Origin of the sequence: Rhizosphaericola mali, assembly GCF_004337365.2 — a bacterium.
GTDB lineage: Bacteria > Bacteroidota > Bacteroidia > Chitinophagales > Chitinophagaceae > Rhizosphaericola > Rhizosphaericola mali.
In genome coordinates this window covers 3897226-3912951 of sequence record NZ_CP044016.1, presented here as the reverse complement: position 1 = coordinate 3912951, position 15726 = coordinate 3897226, and the positions used below count along the sequence as shown (strand labels likewise).

Sequence of the window (15726 nt, the reverse complement as noted above, 5' to 3'; positions counted from 1 at the left end):
AGTTCACTTTCAATTTGATTTGCAAATTTACTTTATTCAATTAGAATATTATGGAAAAGTATCCGTGGTTAATTTTGATATTTGAAACCCGTTTGTAAATTTTCATAATAAGTATTCCCGCTTTCGTCTTTTACCAAAAAGATATTTGTAAGAAGTTTATAGTAAAGCTTCCATGGTTTTACGCTATTCAAATGATAGTTTTCATAATAACCGTATCTTGAAATGATTTCTCGAAATAAGGGTTTTATTTCAAAGAAATCTTGATTATTCATGAATAATGTACCCCAAAGTTTGCGCAGTTTACATCGAAATTCAATTATGTGATTATCGATCTTGTATATTGAATCGTAGTTACCACTTTTTAAAAGTGTTTTCCCTGATATTTCTACTAAGCCCATAGAGTCATTTTTTTTGATTACGTATATCGATGACAGTACGGGCTCATCTTCTATTTTATGAAAATGCGAATATCGAGATTCTAACACGTAGATGGTATCATAGAGTGGAGCAATGATGGTATCGAATTTAGCAACCGTACTTTGAATTTTGCTATGTTTCAATAATCCATATTTTTTATTATAACCCATAAACAAAAATGGAGGAAAATTAATATTGGGACCTCCGCAATATGAAGTACTAGGTTTGCCATACAAGCTAAATGGTACTTTTTTTATTTCAGGTTTATGGTTTCCATAGAAATCATAATAAATTTCTTTTTTATTCAAATAGGCAATTATCAGAAAATTCCTGTAAAGCTTTGGCGTACCAATATAATTGGATGTAGAAAAAGAAGAATACTGAATTGGAATAATAAGCTTTCCATAGTTGTTAATAATTCCACTTTTTTTATTTACGGTAACTACAAATAATGAATCTGCAATTGGCTCTATTTTGTCATAAATAGCTGGTGTGATTATAGATTGAAATTTTTCATCTGTCAATCCATATTTTCCATTATGCTCGTAGGGAATATAAAATTGCTGAGCCAATACATGGTTCAAAGCAAATAGAAAGCAAAAGGACAGAAATAAGTATTTCATAGTTTGAATAGGATGCTAAAAATACTATTATTCCATCATTAAACAAGTGATTTCAAACGTATTGGATTCGTTATTCGTATTAGAATTCAAAACCAATTCTATATGAAAAACCTAACTTATGTATTGTTTTTACTTTTGTTCATTAATTGTTCGAAAGAAGATTTTTCTCATCAATATGATTTTGAAAAAAGCTATCAAGCTTTTCAAAACTTTAAGATTTTCAGTAATGGTAATTACGATTATCAAACTGATTGGGGATCATGGACCGGACACTCAGGAACGACAATTATCTCTGTTAGAAATATTATAGTAGTTCAACAAGATTATAAAATGAGTTTCCCTCCAGATATGGCAAATATTACAGATTCAATGCGTGCAAAAAATGCTTGGAGGGAAACACAAAATGAATTGAATACACACCCGGATTGGGGTGCATTTGATCCGATTATTTTAGACTCTGTTTATGAAAGAGCGAAAAATATATGGTTAAAAAGGATACGAATCATGATTACTATTTTGAAGTGGACTCGCTCAATTTGTTAAGGACTTGTGGATATATTCCGAAAGGTTGCCAAGATGGTAGTTTTACTGGCGTTGATATAATTTATATTCATTCAAAATGATTCTATAACTAAATAAAGGCTGTCACATGACAGCCTTTATTTAGTTATAGAAAACGTATTTTAATTTAATCCAAATCGCAATGTAACGCCATAAGTTCTCGGATCTCCAAGTACAGCTCCATATTGCCCCGCGTTGCCGCCAGCAACTAGGAATTGTTCAAAATAGTTTTTATTCAAAATATTACGTCCCCAAACGAATATAGTCACTCCTTTGTATGCTCTGAAACCAAGTCTGGCATTGAATAATGCATAGCCTGCAATATTCAAATATTTTGATGGTGTTGGACTAGAGGAAAAACCGCTGCGTGCAGAAGACTCAATAGCTAAAAAGAATTTACCTTCTGTGCCGAATAATTGTCCGCCATTTGTAGTGAGTTCGCCACCCAATGATCCAGACCATTTAGAAATACCGGGTAATCTTTGACCAGAAATATCGGTGTAGTAAACGGAGTTACCTGCAGCATCCTTCAATCCTGTCTCTTCCAGCGGCAATGGTGCATTGTCAAATTTTACATATTTGCCATCAGTATAAGAAAGTGCACCAAAGAAAGTGACATTTTGGAAACGAGCATTTCCTTCCAACTCTGCACCGCGTACTCTAACCTTCTCTGCATTGGCAAGATAGCCTCTATTAACGCCCAATTCTGGTGATTGTACATTGGTTTGGTAATCTTTAATATCTGTATTGAATAAAGATATATTCAACGTACTATTTCCCGTAGGCGAGGTTTTTACACCTATTTCATAGTTATATACTTTCTCTGGTTTTACTTTTGCAAGATCTGTCAGTGGTTGACCGTCTGATCCTGTTGGCAAACCTCCAACATTAACGCCAAGCGGTTTGTAACTTGTTGCAAACGTTGCGTAAGCATTGATTTTATTATTTACAATATAGTTTGCGGTAATTTGCCCAGAGAAATTACTTTCATGTGCTTTAAATGCAAATGCCTGATTACTATATACAGATTGTTTCATAGAGTCTAAAATACTCCAAACGGCATCACTAACGCCAAGTTCTGCTTGTGTCTGTCCGCCATAAGTCGTACGACTATACACTACATTTTTGGAATCATAGTTGTACCTCACGCCAGGTTGAATATGAAAATTGTTAGTAACTTTCCAATCTATATTGGTAAATATTGCTGCGCTGACAGATTTAATTCTATTATAAGTTTTGATACCATAACCATCTACTAAATCTTTATATTCGCTCCAATAAGCACCATTTCCAGTCGCCGATTGCTGTGCAAATCTCCAGTAATCTGCGCCTACTTCTTCCGTCTGTACAGGATCAGACTCTAAATTTTGTCCTAAATAGAATACACCTAAAACCCCACTCACTTTGTCCGAAATATTACCTGCATAGCGTAATTCTTGTGACCATTGATGATGTTTCGAATTTCCTTGTGATTTACTCAATGCATCCAAGCCTGTATAGTCGCGATCATTGGAAGGATTCCATTTCCAATAACGCCATGCTGTGGTTGATGTCAATGTTCCAAAGCCAATTTTACTATCTACATTTACAGATAATCCACCTAGATTATTATCTGCTCGCGCAGGCGTATTTTGATCTATTTTTCTATCAAAAGGATTCGTATAAGGAACTGTATATCCCAAATCTTTGATAATACTATTAAATTGTCTAAAAGAGGAGCGTAACGTAGGAACCACTCCACCGAAAACTAAAGCATATCCATTCGGGCGTTGACGAGTTGCATCACCGATAAGGGTAATTTTAGTTTTAGTTGAAGGGGTGTAAAGTAATTGTCCTCTAACGCCCAAATTGTTTAGCGTATTAACTGGCGTTTCTGTTGCGGTATTTAAAATTGTACCATTTCTCTGTGTACCCGAAAAAGATATTCTTCCTGCTAATTTATTCGCAAGCCGACCTGAAACGGTTGCTTTTGCTTGGACAAAATTATAATTTCCGTAACTTACTTCTACTTTTGCATCTGGCGTAAAAGTGGGAGCTTTTGAGGTAATATTAAATGCACCAGCGGTTGTATTTTTACCAAATAACGTTCCTTGTGGTCCACGCAGAACTTCAATTCTATCAATATCTATAAAATCTATACAAGTTGCGGCTGGACGTGCATAATATACGCCATCCACATAAAATCCCACTCCAGGGTCAATACCATCATTGGTTAATCCAAAGACGGAACCAAGCCCACGAATATTCAACGTTGTATTACGTGGTGTGGAAGAGTAAAATTGCACGCTTGGAACCAATTCTTTCAAACGCTCCACATTGAATGCGCCAGCATCCGCTGCATGCGCACCACCTATCACCGTAATCGGAATCGGTACGCTCTGAGCTGTTTCACTTCTACGACGAGAAGTAATTACGACTTCGTATAGATTATCGTTGAGATCGAGTGTGATGTCAATCGGTTTATGAATGTCCTTGACCTCCCATTCTTTTTTGATATATCCTACAGAACTTACTTGTAAAGTAAAAGGAGTGGAAACGGGAGTTGTAATCGTAAAATTTCCTAAAGAATCTGTGATAAAGGTTTTGTCCGTTCCCTTAATCGTTACTGACGCTGCATTTATTGGGCTCTTGTCTCGTGTTTGTACATTACCAGTAATCGTCTGCTGCGCAAATGAATGCATTGCAAGGCATAGTAGTGGCGCAAAAGCAATTTTTGTTTTAGATTGAAATTTCATCTGAATGATTTTCTTGCGATTGATAATTTTAAATAGTCTATTGAAATAGTAGACTAAATTGAATGCAAATAAAAGCTAAAAAATCATATAATGTTAAAAAAATGGAAAAAGTTTTTTTCTATAAATTGTAAGTCTTATTAATTCTTTGATTAATAAGACTTTAGAATTTATATATATGATATGTGTTATATATTATTGACAACTACTATAACCAAATTTTAAATTAGCAACAGATATAAGACGTCCAAGATTATCGTATTGAGCATCTTTGAAAAATTGATATTTAATTCCGTTTTCAGTATAAGAAGACAACTCATTTACGGACAATTTTCCGAACCAGCCTTGTACTGCTAGCATCTCTGCTCTTGGAAAGTTAGGCGCAGTTACTCCATAAAATGGAATATGTGAGGTATTCTGTTTTGTAGAATAGGTATATGTAGTTACATAGGATGGATAACTTTCGTCATAATATTTAACCAAATTTCCTTTATCATATTCTAAAATATATACCATCGGAGTTGACCAAGTTGTATCCTTTAGTTCATAATCTATTTGAAAACCAGTATTGGTAAGTTTTATCATATAACCATTATCGTCATAGTCATAGTTCGTTCGATACCTTTGTTCTCGAGAGATAAGACCTTTATCATTTAAATAAAAAATATTACTATCATCTTCTCCGAAAACATCTGTAGCTGTCATTACTATTCGATTTTTTTCGTAAATGAAATGCGTAACTTCCAATCCTCCTTGGTCAACTATAGAAATTCTACCTTTATCATCATATGTATATTTTGTAGTATCATGTCTACTATAGGTCAATGCTTCTATTTGATAGCTAGGGAATTGGCATTGATTAAAGGCTTTTGGTTCTTCAGAATCTGAATTTTTACTACAGGACTCAAATAGGAATATTGCAGTCAAGGTAAATAAATAATAACGTTTCATAGTTTTGGTTTTCATAAAAGAAGCGTTCTAGAGTTTAAATATAAACAATCTAGAACGCTTTTATTATATATGTTATCTTAATTAATTTCTGTTACTTCTTTCAATTCCACAATGCTTTCTTGCAAAGCATCGATAAACTCATCTACTTGTTTGCGTGAAATAGCAAGAGACGGAAGCAATCTGATCACATTTGGTTTAGCTTCACCTGTGAAGACTTGAAACTCATCAAACAAATGTTTTTTCAAGTTTTTGATTTCATCTGGCACGTCGAAACCAATCATTAAACCTTTACCACGTACATTTTCGATGCCGTCAATAGCTTTCAATCTATTGAGCAAATAAGTACCACGTGATTTTGCTTTTTCAATCAAACCTTCATTTTCAATCACTTCTAAAACAGCTAATGCTGCAGCACAAGCCAAAGGATTACCGCCAAATGTCGTTCCCAACATACCGAAAGACGGTTTGAATTGTGGTGCTATGGAAATTGCACCAATAGGAAAACCATTGCCCATACCTTTTGCCATCGTATAAATATCTGCATTTATACCCGCATAGTCTGTTGCATAAAACATACCGCTTCTACCATAACCACATTGCACTTCGTCTGCAATAAAAACGGCACCATAACTATCACAAAGTGTTCTTATTTTTTGCAAAAAACGATCCGTCGCAATACGAATACCGCCAACACCTTGAATCGCTTCTATGATCACAGAGGACGTTTCTTTACCGTATTTGGTAAAATAATCTTCTAGTGCTTTTACGTCATTGAAAGGTAAGAACGTTACTTCGTCTGTTTCGTTAACGGGAGCAATGATTTTCGGATTGTCCGTTGTTGCAACTGCCAATGAAGTTCGACCATGAAAAGCATGTGAAAAGGCAACTATACGTTTTCTTCCAGTGTGGAAAGAGGCTAGTTTCAATGCATTTTCATTCGCTTCTGCTCCACTATTCACCAAGAAAAGTTGATAGTCTTCTTTTCCACTTATTTTTCCTAATTTTTCTGCCAACTCCTCTTGAATAGGAATATGCACAGAATTGGACCAAAAACCAATTTTGCTTAATTGATTTTGGATACGTTCCAAATAATGTGGATGCGTATGTCCAATACTAATCACCGCGTGACCGCCGTACATATCCAAATATTGTACACCGTTTTCGTCCCACAAATAAGAGCCATTTGCTCTTTCAATTCTTAAATCCGCAAGTGGATATACTTTGAAAAGTTCCATTTTAGAGTTATACGTTTTATGTATTAAGTTGTAGGTTGCTCTCTGACATTTTGTATCAATTTGATAAGCATACCTTTTATTTCGTTAATTAAATTTCCTAGCTTACTAAAATCATCCAAATTCATAAAATTCAAATCCTTTGCTAAATCAAAAAATATTCTGATTCATTAGAAGAGCCAAGTGCAATATTGAGGAAATGAGCTAATTCTTTTGAGGAATATTTACCACAGCCCTCTGCAATATTTGCCGGTATTGAACTCGCTGCTCTTTTTAATTGAGACGTAAGTCCAAAAGTTTCATCTTTTGGAAAAAGTTTAGTTACTCGATAAATTTCCAAAGTAAAAGAATGACTTTTCTCCCATACTTTTAACTTCTTGTAATCTTGCATACTTAAAACTTATTACTTAACACTTATAACTAAAAAAAACTCCCCTTCAACTTCAACCCCGCTGTTTCTTCTAGTCCAAACATTAAATTCATATTCTGAACTGCTTGTCCTGATGCGCCTTTCAACAAATTATCTATGATACTATGAATCACCAATTTCGAACCGACTTTTTCCAAATAAATCAAACATTTAGAAGTATTGACGACTTGTTTAAGAAAAATAGGTTTGTCGCTGACAAATGTCATTGCCGCATCTTTATAAAAATCCTTGTACAAAGCTTGAATTTCATCCAAAGATTTACGCAAAGTTACAGTCGAACTAATATAAATGCCTCTTGGAAAATCACCACGCCAAGGCACAAAACTAATCTTTTCATCTTCATTCTGCGTAACAAAAGCTGGTTGCGATGGAAAACTATCTTGCAACTGGTGCAAAGATTGATAGATTTCTTTCAAATGTTGATGTTCCAATGTTTTGTAAGCGGAAATATTATTGTCACGATAGGAAAAATGAGAAGTCGCCGCCAATTTCTGACCGGCACCAGTTGAGCCCGTAATTCCTGTTGTGTACACTTCGTCTAACAAACCTGCAGAAGCCAAAGGCAACAATCCCAATTGTAAAGCAGTCGCAAAACAGCCTGGATTCGCAATATTATTGGCTTTTTGAATAGCTGTTTTATTCAATTCAGGAAGACCATACACAAATGATTTATCTCCAATAGTTGCTAAGGATGACAAACGAAAATCTTGGGAAAGATCAATAATCTTCACGGAATCCGCTACCGGATTCGCTTCCAAAAATTTGCGTGCATCTCCATGTCCCACGCACAAAAACAATACGTCTACATTATCCACAGGATTATTCAATTCGCCTGTAAATTGTAGTGCTGTTTCTCCAAATAGGTCTTGATGGACATCGGCAATCGGATTGCCCGCATTGCTCGTACTATGTACAAAACTTATTTCCACATCAGGATGACGTAGTAAAATGCGTAACATTTCACCACCCGTATATCCCGCACCACCTATAATTCCAACTTTAATCATCTTAATAAGGTTTGAGGTAATTTTTACTTAACGGTCTTTCATCATATTTCTCAAGAGACAGTTTCGCTAGAAAACCAGAGTTAATTATTAAATGCTGTTAGATATGCATCAAATACAAAAATCCGGTTTCGGCTTTGACCTGTTATTTCTCTCAAGATACTATGTTGTATCATTACGGTTATCAAATCATTAGTTGCCTTATAACTTAATTGTGTAATCTTTTTTGCTTCCTCTACAGTGATTATTGGATGGATAAATAATTCATTTAATAATTTCGATGCTGAACTAATACGTCGACCAAATTGAGAATGTATAATTTCTTCTTTCTGTACCTTTAAATCGAGTACTTCTTTTAAAGTATCTACTGCTTGAGTAGCTGTTTTTTCTATCCCAATTAGAAAATATTTAATCCATTGACACATATCATGTTGTTCTCTCACATTTGTAAGATTGGAGTAGTACAAAGATTTTTCCTTCTCAAAAAATGTTGACAAATACAGCAATGGCTTATCCAATATATCTCGGCTGACCAAGTACAGTGTTATTAAAAGCCTACCAATACGCCCATTTCCATCTAAAAAGGGATGAATAGTTTCAAATTGATAATGCGCAATTGCAATCCTCACTAATTCTGGCATATGAATTTCATCATTATGTAAAAATTTCTCAAGATCACCCATCAGATCATGTACCAAATCATGATGAGGAGGTATGAACCTTGCATCTGCCAGCGATGCACCACCAATCCAATTCTGACTCCGACGATAGGCTCCTGGAGTTTTAAACTCGCCTCGTACACTATCAAGAAGTATTGCATGAATATTTCTTAGTAAACGTCCAGATAATGGCAAACTTTTCAAATCATCAATGGCAACATTCATCGCTTTGATATAATTATTTACTTCTTTCCAATCATTGCGTCTTTCCGGATTAATTTCGGATTCAGGCAGTAAAGCTTCATCCATATTGGTCTGTGTGCCTTCTATTTTACTAGAAACTACTGCTTCTTTAGTAACATGTAACTGGATAAATAAATCAATATTCGGAACAAAACGAGAAAAAGCATTTAGTTCGCCCAACTTCATTGCCGCCTTTTCATTTAGATCATTAATGACAGGATCATCCCAGTGCCACTGGTCATCTATATATGTCGGTACGAAATATTTATATTTTAATCCCTGACTAAATTGTCCAGATTGGAAATTTTCTACTTGTATCATAATACAAAAGTAAAATATAATTTCAACTATTTTACTTTAATTGCCTAAAGTAAAATAGTTGAAATTATATTTTACTTTTTAAAGTGCACTACCTTGAAGAATAACCTCTATTTTATTTCTCAGCATCTTCTTCCACGGACTTGTAGATCGCCAATTGATTTCCGAATATTTTACTGAAACCACGAACGTCTTCACCAGTCCAACCTTTATTCACTTCACCGTAAGCTCCAAATTTTGCACTCATTAGATCGTATTTAGATTCGATACCTTCCACTTGGAAATAATGAGGATACAATTTTACGAAAACATCACCTGTAACATGATTTTGCGAACTAGCAAAAAATGCTTCAATATCACGCATTACCGGATCCAAAATCTGTCCTTCATGCAAATAATTACCGTAGAATGAAGACAAATTATCTTTCAAGGACAATTGCCATTTCGTCAATACATATTTTTCTAAAGAATGGTGCGCTTTGATGATGATCACCGGCGCAGCTGCTTCGAAACCTACACGGCCTTTTATACCAATAATCGTATCTCCTATATGAATATCACGACCAATACCGAAAGGCCCAGCAATGGCTTGCAAAGCTTGGATCGCTTCTGTCGGATGATCGTATTTTTGCCCATTGATTCCAACCAATTCTCCTTTTTCAAAAGTCAATTTTACTTCTTCAGGATTTGTTTTTGTGATTTGTGTAGGCCAAGCTTCATCGGGTAAAAATTCACGAGATTTCAATGTTTGTACACCGCCAACGCTTGTACCCCAAAGACCTTTATTGATCGAATATTTATTTTTTTCAAAATTCATATCCGTAACGCCTTTCTTTTTCAAGAATTCAATTTCTTGTTCGCGTGTCAAAGAAAGATCACGAATAGGCGTCAAGATTTTTACGCCAGGTAATTCAATATCGAAAACCATATCAAAACGAACTTGGTCATTACCAGCGCCAGTACTTCCGTGCGCAACGGCTTCTGCACCCAATTCTTTGGCATATTCTGCAATATGAATTGCTTGGATCAAACGTTCAGCACTCACGCTCAATGGATAAGTATTGTTTTTCAATACATTACCGAAAACCAAATATTTTATGATGCGGTCGTAATAACCTTTTACAGCATCTACCGTTTTGTGTGTTTTTACACCCAAATAATACGCGTGTTTCTCGATTGCTTCCAATTCTTCTTGACTGAAACCGCCAGTATTTACGATAACGCTATGCACATCATAACCCAAATCTTCATGCAAATATTTCACACAAAAGGAAGTATCTAAGCCTCCACTAAATCCTAAAACAATTGATTTTGCCATTGATTGATACGTTTTTTCGATACATATAAAAGGCTAAGGGCATCTAGTACCTTTAGCCTTTTACCTAAATATTAATGATATAAGTCGTGGAGCAGTGCTTTATGTTTGGGAGCATTGCCACCACCTGTTTTTTTGTCTTTTTTCAAAAATGGTTTGAGAAACCAAGCTTTTTTGAATTTCAAAAGTCTTTCGTATTCGCCTTTTTTCTCTTCAAAATTTTCCATAGTTTCTTCTGGTGTGTAATGATCTTCTGGATCATATAACATCGCCGTGCAGATACAATTCGTTCTGTTTTTCGCGGTTAAGATGTCATAATTTACACAGTTCCGACAACCTTTCCAAAAGTCTTCGTCATTGGTTAATTCAGAATACGTTACAGGTTCGTAACCCAATTCGGAATTGATCTTCATTACTGCCATGCCGGAAGTCAAACCAAAAATTTTTGCTTTTGGATATTTTGTTCTGGATAGTTGAAATATTGCGTGTTTGATTTTTTTTGCTACTCCATGTTTTCTAAAGTGAGGAGATACGATCAAGCCACTATTTGCCACAAATTTACCATGACTCCATTCTTCTATATAACAGAAGCCAGCCCATTTACCGAAATCGTCATGTGCGATGACGGCCTTGCCTTCTTCCATTTTATGAGCTACATATTCTGGAGTACGCTTAGCAATACCTGTACCACGCGCTTGTGCGGATAGAAACATTTCATCAACGATTTCCTGAGCATAGTGCTTATCATCTGAGGTTGCTACACGAACAATTATATTAGACTGATTGATATTTTGCTGTTCCACTTTTTGTTGAGATATAAATTGACTAGAGATAAAAATAAATTGCCTATCCCGTTACAGGATAAGTCATTAGATCGGATTCCAATAAAATTTGAGGGAATATTATATTCTCTGTCGTCGGATTAGTTTTGCGAAAGATGGCGGGTTACCCAATAAAGTTGCCAACTTCCTTACGCTAATGTAGGAATGGTCTACCGTGTATGTAATATGGGTTTGATTCATTTTCAATTTCTTAATCGATGAAATTGTGATTCAATATTGTTAAATAAATTTCGCTTTTGTGGCGCAAAGTTAGGAATGTTTGTAAAATATTCATAAGTTTTTTTGTTTTTAACATTATTAAACTTTTATCAATTGTAGTTCTGGTTGATTTTTGGCAAAAATTAAACACTTTTTAAGTTGGAATAGAATCATTTGAATCGATTAAAGTTTATTTTTAAAGGCTATGATCCAATTCCAATCTTTTGAGAAAAAATATGGGAAAACCCTTGTAATTGCTGTTTCTAAATTAAAATTAACATCCAAAATTTATTGGATTCATGGGAAAAATGGTTCGGGTAAAAGTACTTTGCTTCAGTCAATAGCCGGGATGCTTCGATTCAATGGAGATATTAAGATAGAAGATTATTCTTTGAAAAAAAATCCAAGTTTATGTAAATCTTGGATCAATTATGCTCCTGCTGAACCCAGATATCCACCTTTCCTTTCAGGAAAGGAAATTATCCAACTATATATACAAACCAAAAATGGAAATATAAAAAATGTTGATTACTTAATATCAGAGTTGGGTATGTCCAATTACATGGATTTGCCAATTTCTTCTTATTCAAGCGGTATGTTGAAAAAAGTGGCACTTGTTGCGGCTTTTACAGGAGATGTAAAGTGGATTTTACTGGATGAACCCTTCAATGCGATCGATCAATATTCTATAGAAATATTATCCAAATGGATCCAATATTTTCATAAAGAGAAAGGAATTGGTTTCATTTTGACGTCTCATCAAGGTATTAATATTGACCTGATAAATGGGATTGAGGAAATGTATATTGATAATAACGAAATAAAAACAACTGATGACCGTAACAACGAAACTGCTTAATAAGCTGTATGTCAATGCTTTTTATAAGAAAAATGCAGGATTATTCTTTTTTCTGGTTGTGACTTTTTTATTTTCTCTTATTTACATCAATGCGTTGGATAAAATTCCCAATGAGATAAAACTTTACTGGAATCTTGTCGTTGCAATCAAGCTTTTTAGTAATCCATATATCGCCACGTTCATATTTATGTTGGCGATATTCTATATTTCAAAAGCTTATTTGTTTTTTACAAAATTGATAGAAGACGACGCTTATTATTTTCTGTTTCAGACGATTGGCGCTTGTTCTAAACTGAAATCTTGGAAAATATTTTCTTATCCTACTTTCAAATTATTTCTTCCTTTGTATGCTTATGGTTTATTTGGTTTATTGATTGGATACGTTTTCCATTTTTGGAAAATTCCTGCCCTATTTATTACGTTTAACTTGATTGCCAATTTCCTTTTTATTGTCAGGTTGTCATATATTTTAACGAATGATAAGGTTGATCGTTCCGTTGTTTACCGAGTAAACTTGCCTATAAGCACAAAGCATTTGTTTGAAATATCTTCCTTAAATTATGTACTATCAAGTCAAAAATTAGCAACTATTTTGACTAAAGCCATTTCACTTGTTTGTATAATTAACATTTTCAAAGACGACAATTGGGGAAAATCTGGTGTAGGATTATCCTTGGTTGCTTTGTTTGTCAGCTTAGCACACGCAGGGATTCTGTATAATTTATATAAATTCAAAATGGAATATTTAGCATTTTATGCCAATATTCCTATTTCATTTGGGCGTTTTTATTTGCAAATATTAATTCCTATTTTACTTTTTTTACTACCAGAATGGTTAGTGATTTTCCAGAATACCAAATTGTTTGAAGCATTGAGAAGTATATTTATAATTAGTAGCCTTTCTCTTTTATTTTGGGGATTGCTTGAGCAAACTGGAATGAATTTGAAAAAATACTTTAAACTAATATTTCTATTGGGTTTTCTGTGCTATTTTCTATTTCTATATGGTTTGGCATTCGTTATTTGTGTATTCATTTTATTGTACACAAGTTTTTATGCGCATCAGCAATATCATCTTAAAGAAATTTGAATTTGTATAAATGTTTATTCGGTTATAAGTTTGAGCCAATAACTTGTTTAGAAAAATTTAAAAATGAAATTAAAATTACTCGCATTAGGCATTCTATTGACTTTTGCATTCGCATCTCAAGCACAGAAGTATCGCATTTGCATGAAAACAACGATGGGAAATGTTTTGATGGAATTGTATGATGGCACGCCCAAACATCGTGATAATTTTGTCAAATTAGCACATGATCATTTTTACGATAGTATTTTATTTCACAGAGTTATTCCTCAATTTATGGATCAGGCTGGCGATCCAGATTCCAAACAAGCAAAAAAAGGTGTTGGCCTTGGAGATGGTGATGTGAAATACAAAATCCCTGCGGAAATACAACCCGAAAAATATTTTCACAAAAGAGGTGCACTCGGGGCGGCGAGAGAGGATAATCCCGCAAAAGCATCTTCAGGTGCTCAATTTTATATTGTCACAGGGAAAATTTTCACAGATTCAACTTTGGAAAAAACGGAAAAGAGAACGCATTATAAGATATCCGCTGCTAATAGAAAAGTATATAAAACGATCGGGGGCGCGCCACATTTGGATAATAATTATACCGTATTTGGGGAGGTTTTGAAAGGAATGGATGTGGTCCAAAAAATAGGTGAAGTGAAACGGGACAGTAGCGATCGACCAATTGTCGATGTCAGAATTATCAAATTACGCACAAAACGTAAATTCTTATTTTGGTGGTGGTAATTGCGAACTCAACACGCAACAAAAAATTGATTCATCAATTGTTGCGTACATTGATCAATCGTTGACTCTTCTGTAGATAAAACTAAATCGGGCTTTAATGGTTCTTCAAATGGTGATTTTGTACCTGTGAAATTTTTGATCAAACCTGCTTTTTCTTTTTCGTAAAGTCCTTTTACATCACGTAATTGGCAAGTTTGAAAGGAGGCTTTTACATATACGATATGACAGTCTACACTGTTGACAATATCATTTTTGATCATTTGTCTAAATGCTTCTATCGGAGTAATCAGACTGACGATGACACAATAGTTTTGCTCTGCTAACATTTTGGCCATCTCTGCAGTGCGCCGTACATTTTCTTTTCTATCATTTTGAGAAAATCCAAGATCACGGTGAACACTTTCTCGGAGGAGATCGCCATCGAGTTGAATGACCGGAATCCCATCTTTTTCTAGTTTTAATTTTAGATTATTCGACAATGTTGTTTTCCCGGCACCAGAAAGACCTGTAAACCAAATAACTTTTCCAAGTGAATTATAATTCTCCATATTTATAGATTTTGATTATGCATTTCATTAAGAAGCTCCTTATATATATATTCCGCTTCTAAAACTAAATTGGGGTCGAACTTGTATTTGAGAGGTGCTGGACGATCCATTAATTCCTTGTCATAAATATGAGTAGGAGCTAGATATTTTAATTGATTAGTAGAAATATTATTTAATTTTTCAAATATTCTCTCTCCATTTTTCAGCAAAAAATGGGTATCAATAAATAAAAATTGAAATTTTTTGTATTCCTTTTTACAGTTCAATATTTCTCTATTAGCTTCAATCCACTCCTTGAGGTAATAATTTGCATATTTACTTTTGTTGTAAGACAGCCATTTTAATTTCCAACCATCAAAAGCGCTTTTTTCTCTTCTTTTTAAATATTTTACGCGCATCAATGAGGCTACCGTTAAATTGAAATGTCTAAATGCTACTAAAAAATTAGGTGTTGAAATTTTTTCAGTAAAAGAAAAAACAGGGATCCAAAAACTACTTAGGGCTCGGTAGGTCTCTGCAGTAACTTTCCATCCCCAATCCAAATCTTGTGATTGTTTTTTTAATATTAAGTTGACGCCTTCTTTAAATTGACTTTCTTCACACTTTAGTTTGAAAGATTTGGTCTTTCTCAAGAATTCTAAATCGATATCTGGATTAAGATTTTGTAATTTGAGTTGAATTTTATGAAAATTAGCATCTTCAAAAAAGCCCTTTTCGTTCATGATCTTATCAGCAGGCAAGAATTCTTCTCCCATTTTAATTCCAATATTATGAAGCCAACTAGAGAGAAAGGAAGTTCCTGATCTTGCCATGCCTATGACTACGAAATTTGCCATATTTGAATATTTATAATAGTAAATAATATCTCTACTACTGCAAATTATTTTTTTGATATAGTTTCTTCCTGAATTAGTAGGTAAATAGAGTTATAACATCGGTCAATATTGTAATTTTAGAATTATTTAACAGAAA

The 15726-nt window shown here is 34.2% G+C and carries 15 protein-coding genes; 4 read left to right on the top strand and 11 right to left on the bottom strand.

Going from position 1 to position 15726, the window contains the following annotated elements; genetic code table 11:
• Positions 1–68 precede the first annotated feature (68 nt).
• Positions 69–1040, bottom strand: coding sequence for a WG repeat-containing protein (locus E0W69_RS16710; protein WP_131331176.1), 972 nt, complete (start codon positions 1038–1040; stop codon positions 69–71).
• 102 nt (positions 1041–1142) lie between these two features.
• Between E0W69_RS16710 and E0W69_RS16705 the strand changes: the two genes are divergently transcribed.
• Positions 1143–1583, top strand: coding sequence for a hypothetical protein (locus E0W69_RS16705; RefSeq protein ID WP_131331175.1), 441 nt, complete (start codon positions 1143–1145; stop codon positions 1581–1583).
• 140 nt (positions 1584–1723) lie between these two features.
• Here E0W69_RS16705 and E0W69_RS16700 read toward each other — a convergent pair whose 3' ends face one another.
• From E0W69_RS16700 to E0W69_RS16665, 8 genes are all read right to left on the bottom strand, one after another.
• On the bottom strand, positions 1724–4336 hold the full coding sequence (locus tag E0W69_RS16700) for a TonB-dependent receptor (protein ID WP_131331174.1): 2613 nt from the start codon (positions 4334–4336) through the stop codon (positions 1724–1726).
• A 192-nt stretch (positions 4337–4528) separates the two neighbouring features.
• Entirely contained in the window at positions 4529–5284 is a 756-nt protein-coding gene (locus tag E0W69_RS16695; RefSeq protein WP_131331173.1) for a hypothetical protein, read from the bottom strand.
• Positions 5285–5361: 77 nt separating this feature from the next.
• Positions 5362–6519 carry an aspartate aminotransferase family protein gene (locus E0W69_RS16690; protein WP_131331172.1) on the bottom strand — a complete coding sequence of 386 codons (1158 nt, stop codon included), beginning with the start codon at positions 6517–6519 and terminating at the stop codon, positions 5362–5364.
• 142 nt (positions 6520–6661) lie between these two features.
• Positions 6662–6907 (bottom strand): four helix bundle protein, encoded by a 246-nt coding sequence (locus E0W69_RS16685; protein WP_225321300.1) that lies wholly within the window; start codon positions 6905–6907, stop codon positions 6662–6664.
• A 29-nt stretch (positions 6908–6936) separates the two neighbouring features.
• Positions 6937–7953, bottom strand: a complete 1017-nt coding sequence (gene argC, locus E0W69_RS16680) for an N-acetyl-gamma-glutamyl-phosphate reductase (protein WP_131331171.1) — start codon at positions 7951–7953, stop codon at positions 6937–6939.
• An 80-nt stretch (positions 7954–8033) separates the two neighbouring features.
• A complete protein-coding gene (locus E0W69_RS16675) occupies positions 8034–9173 on the bottom strand; it encodes a Fic family protein (RefSeq protein ID WP_131331170.1) in 1140 nt (379 codons plus the stop codon).
• Positions 9174–9285: 112 nt separating this feature from the next.
• The gene (gene argG / locus E0W69_RS16670; protein ID WP_131331169.1) at positions 9286–10488 is read right to left on the bottom strand and encodes an argininosuccinate synthase; all 1203 of its coding nucleotides are present in this window, start codon (positions 10486–10488) and stop codon (positions 9286–9288) included.
• A 71-nt stretch (positions 10489–10559) separates the two neighbouring features.
• Positions 10560–11288 carry a GNAT family N-acetyltransferase gene (locus tag E0W69_RS16665; protein WP_225321299.1) on the bottom strand — a complete coding sequence of 243 codons (729 nt, stop codon included), beginning with the start codon at positions 11286–11288 and terminating at the stop codon, positions 10560–10562.
• A 442-nt stretch (positions 11289–11730) separates the two neighbouring features.
• Here E0W69_RS16665 and E0W69_RS16660 point away from each other — a divergent pair, with 442 nt between their 5' ends.
• The 3 genes from E0W69_RS16660 to E0W69_RS16650 all read left to right on the top strand — a co-directional run bounded on the left by E0W69_RS16660 (position 11731) and on the right by E0W69_RS16650 (position 14206).
• A complete protein-coding gene (locus E0W69_RS16660) occupies positions 11731–12384 on the top strand; it encodes an ABC transporter ATP-binding protein (RefSeq protein ID WP_131331168.1) in 654 nt (217 codons plus the stop codon).
• Positions 12359–13474 (top strand): hypothetical protein, encoded by a 1116-nt coding sequence (locus tag E0W69_RS16655; RefSeq protein ID WP_131331167.1) that lies wholly within the window; start codon positions 12359–12361, stop codon positions 13472–13474. The genes E0W69_RS16660 and E0W69_RS16655 overlap by 26 nt, the downstream gene beginning before the upstream one ends.
• A 63-nt stretch (positions 13475–13537) precedes the next feature.
• Positions 13538–14206 (top strand): peptidylprolyl isomerase, encoded by a 669-nt coding sequence (locus E0W69_RS16650; RefSeq protein WP_131331166.1) that lies wholly within the window; start codon positions 13538–13540, stop codon positions 14204–14206.
• Between the two features lie 8 nt (positions 14207–14214).
• Here E0W69_RS16650 and cysC read toward each other — a convergent pair whose 3' ends face one another.
• Both cysC and E0W69_RS16640 read right to left on the bottom strand, forming a co-directional pair.
• On the bottom strand, positions 14215–14754 hold the full coding sequence (gene cysC / locus E0W69_RS16645; protein WP_131331165.1) for an adenylyl-sulfate kinase: 540 nt from the start codon (positions 14752–14754) through the stop codon (positions 14215–14217).
• Between the two features lie 2 nt (positions 14755–14756).
• On the bottom strand, positions 14757–15590 hold the full coding sequence (locus tag E0W69_RS16640; protein ID WP_131331164.1) for a hypothetical protein: 834 nt from the start codon (positions 15588–15590) through the stop codon (positions 14757–14759).
• Positions 15591–15726: the final 136 nt, after the last annotated feature.

Excerpts from the sequence above, each read along its gene's own strand:
- E0W69_RS16660 (WP_131331168.1), top strand. The coding sequence starts at position 11,731 with ATGATCCAATTCCAATCTTTTGAGAAAAAATATGGGAAAACCCTTGTA.
- E0W69_RS16710 (WP_131331176.1), bottom strand. The coding sequence starts at position 1,040 with ATGAAATACTTATTTCTGTCCTTTTGCTTTCTATTTGCTTTGAACCAT.
- E0W69_RS16650 (WP_131331166.1), top strand. The coding sequence starts at position 13,538 with ATGAAATTAAAATTACTCGCATTAGGCATTCTATTGACTTTTGCATTC.
- E0W69_RS16705 (WP_131331175.1), top strand. The coding sequence starts at position 1,143 with ATGAAAAACCTAACTTATGTATTGTTTTTACTTTTGTTCATTAATTGT.
- E0W69_RS16695 (WP_131331173.1), bottom strand. The coding sequence starts at position 5,284 with ATGAAACGTTATTATTTATTTACCTTGACTGCAATATTCCTATTTGAG.
- E0W69_RS16655 (WP_131331167.1), top strand. The coding sequence starts at position 12,359 with ATGACCGTAACAACGAAACTGCTTAATAAGCTGTATGTCAATGCTTTT.
- argC (WP_131331171.1), bottom strand. The coding sequence starts at position 7,953 with ATGATTAAAGTTGGAATTATAGGTGGTGCGGGATATACGGGTGGTGAA.
- E0W69_RS16640 (WP_131331164.1), bottom strand. The coding sequence starts at position 15,590 with ATGGCAAATTTCGTAGTCATAGGCATGGCAAGATCAGGAACTTCCTTT.
- E0W69_RS16685 (WP_225321300.1), bottom strand. The coding sequence starts at position 6,907 with ATGCAAGATTACAAGAAGTTAAAAGTATGGGAGAAAAGTCATTCTTTT.
- E0W69_RS16675 (WP_131331170.1), bottom strand. The coding sequence starts at position 9,173 with ATGATACAAGTAGAAAATTTCCAATCTGGACAATTTAGTCAGGGATTA.
- E0W69_RS16690 (WP_131331172.1), bottom strand. The coding sequence starts at position 6,519 with ATGGAACTTTTCAAAGTATATCCACTTGCGGATTTAAGAATTGAAAGA.
- argG (WP_131331169.1), bottom strand. The coding sequence starts at position 10,488 with ATGGCAAAATCAATTGTTTTAGGATTTAGTGGAGGCTTAGATACTTCC.
- cysC (WP_131331165.1), bottom strand. The coding sequence starts at position 14,754 with ATGGAGAATTATAATTCACTTGGAAAAGTTATTTGGTTTACAGGTCTT.
- E0W69_RS16700 (WP_131331174.1), bottom strand. The coding sequence starts at position 4,336 with ATGAAATTTCAATCTAAAACAAAAATTGCTTTTGCGCCACTACTATGC.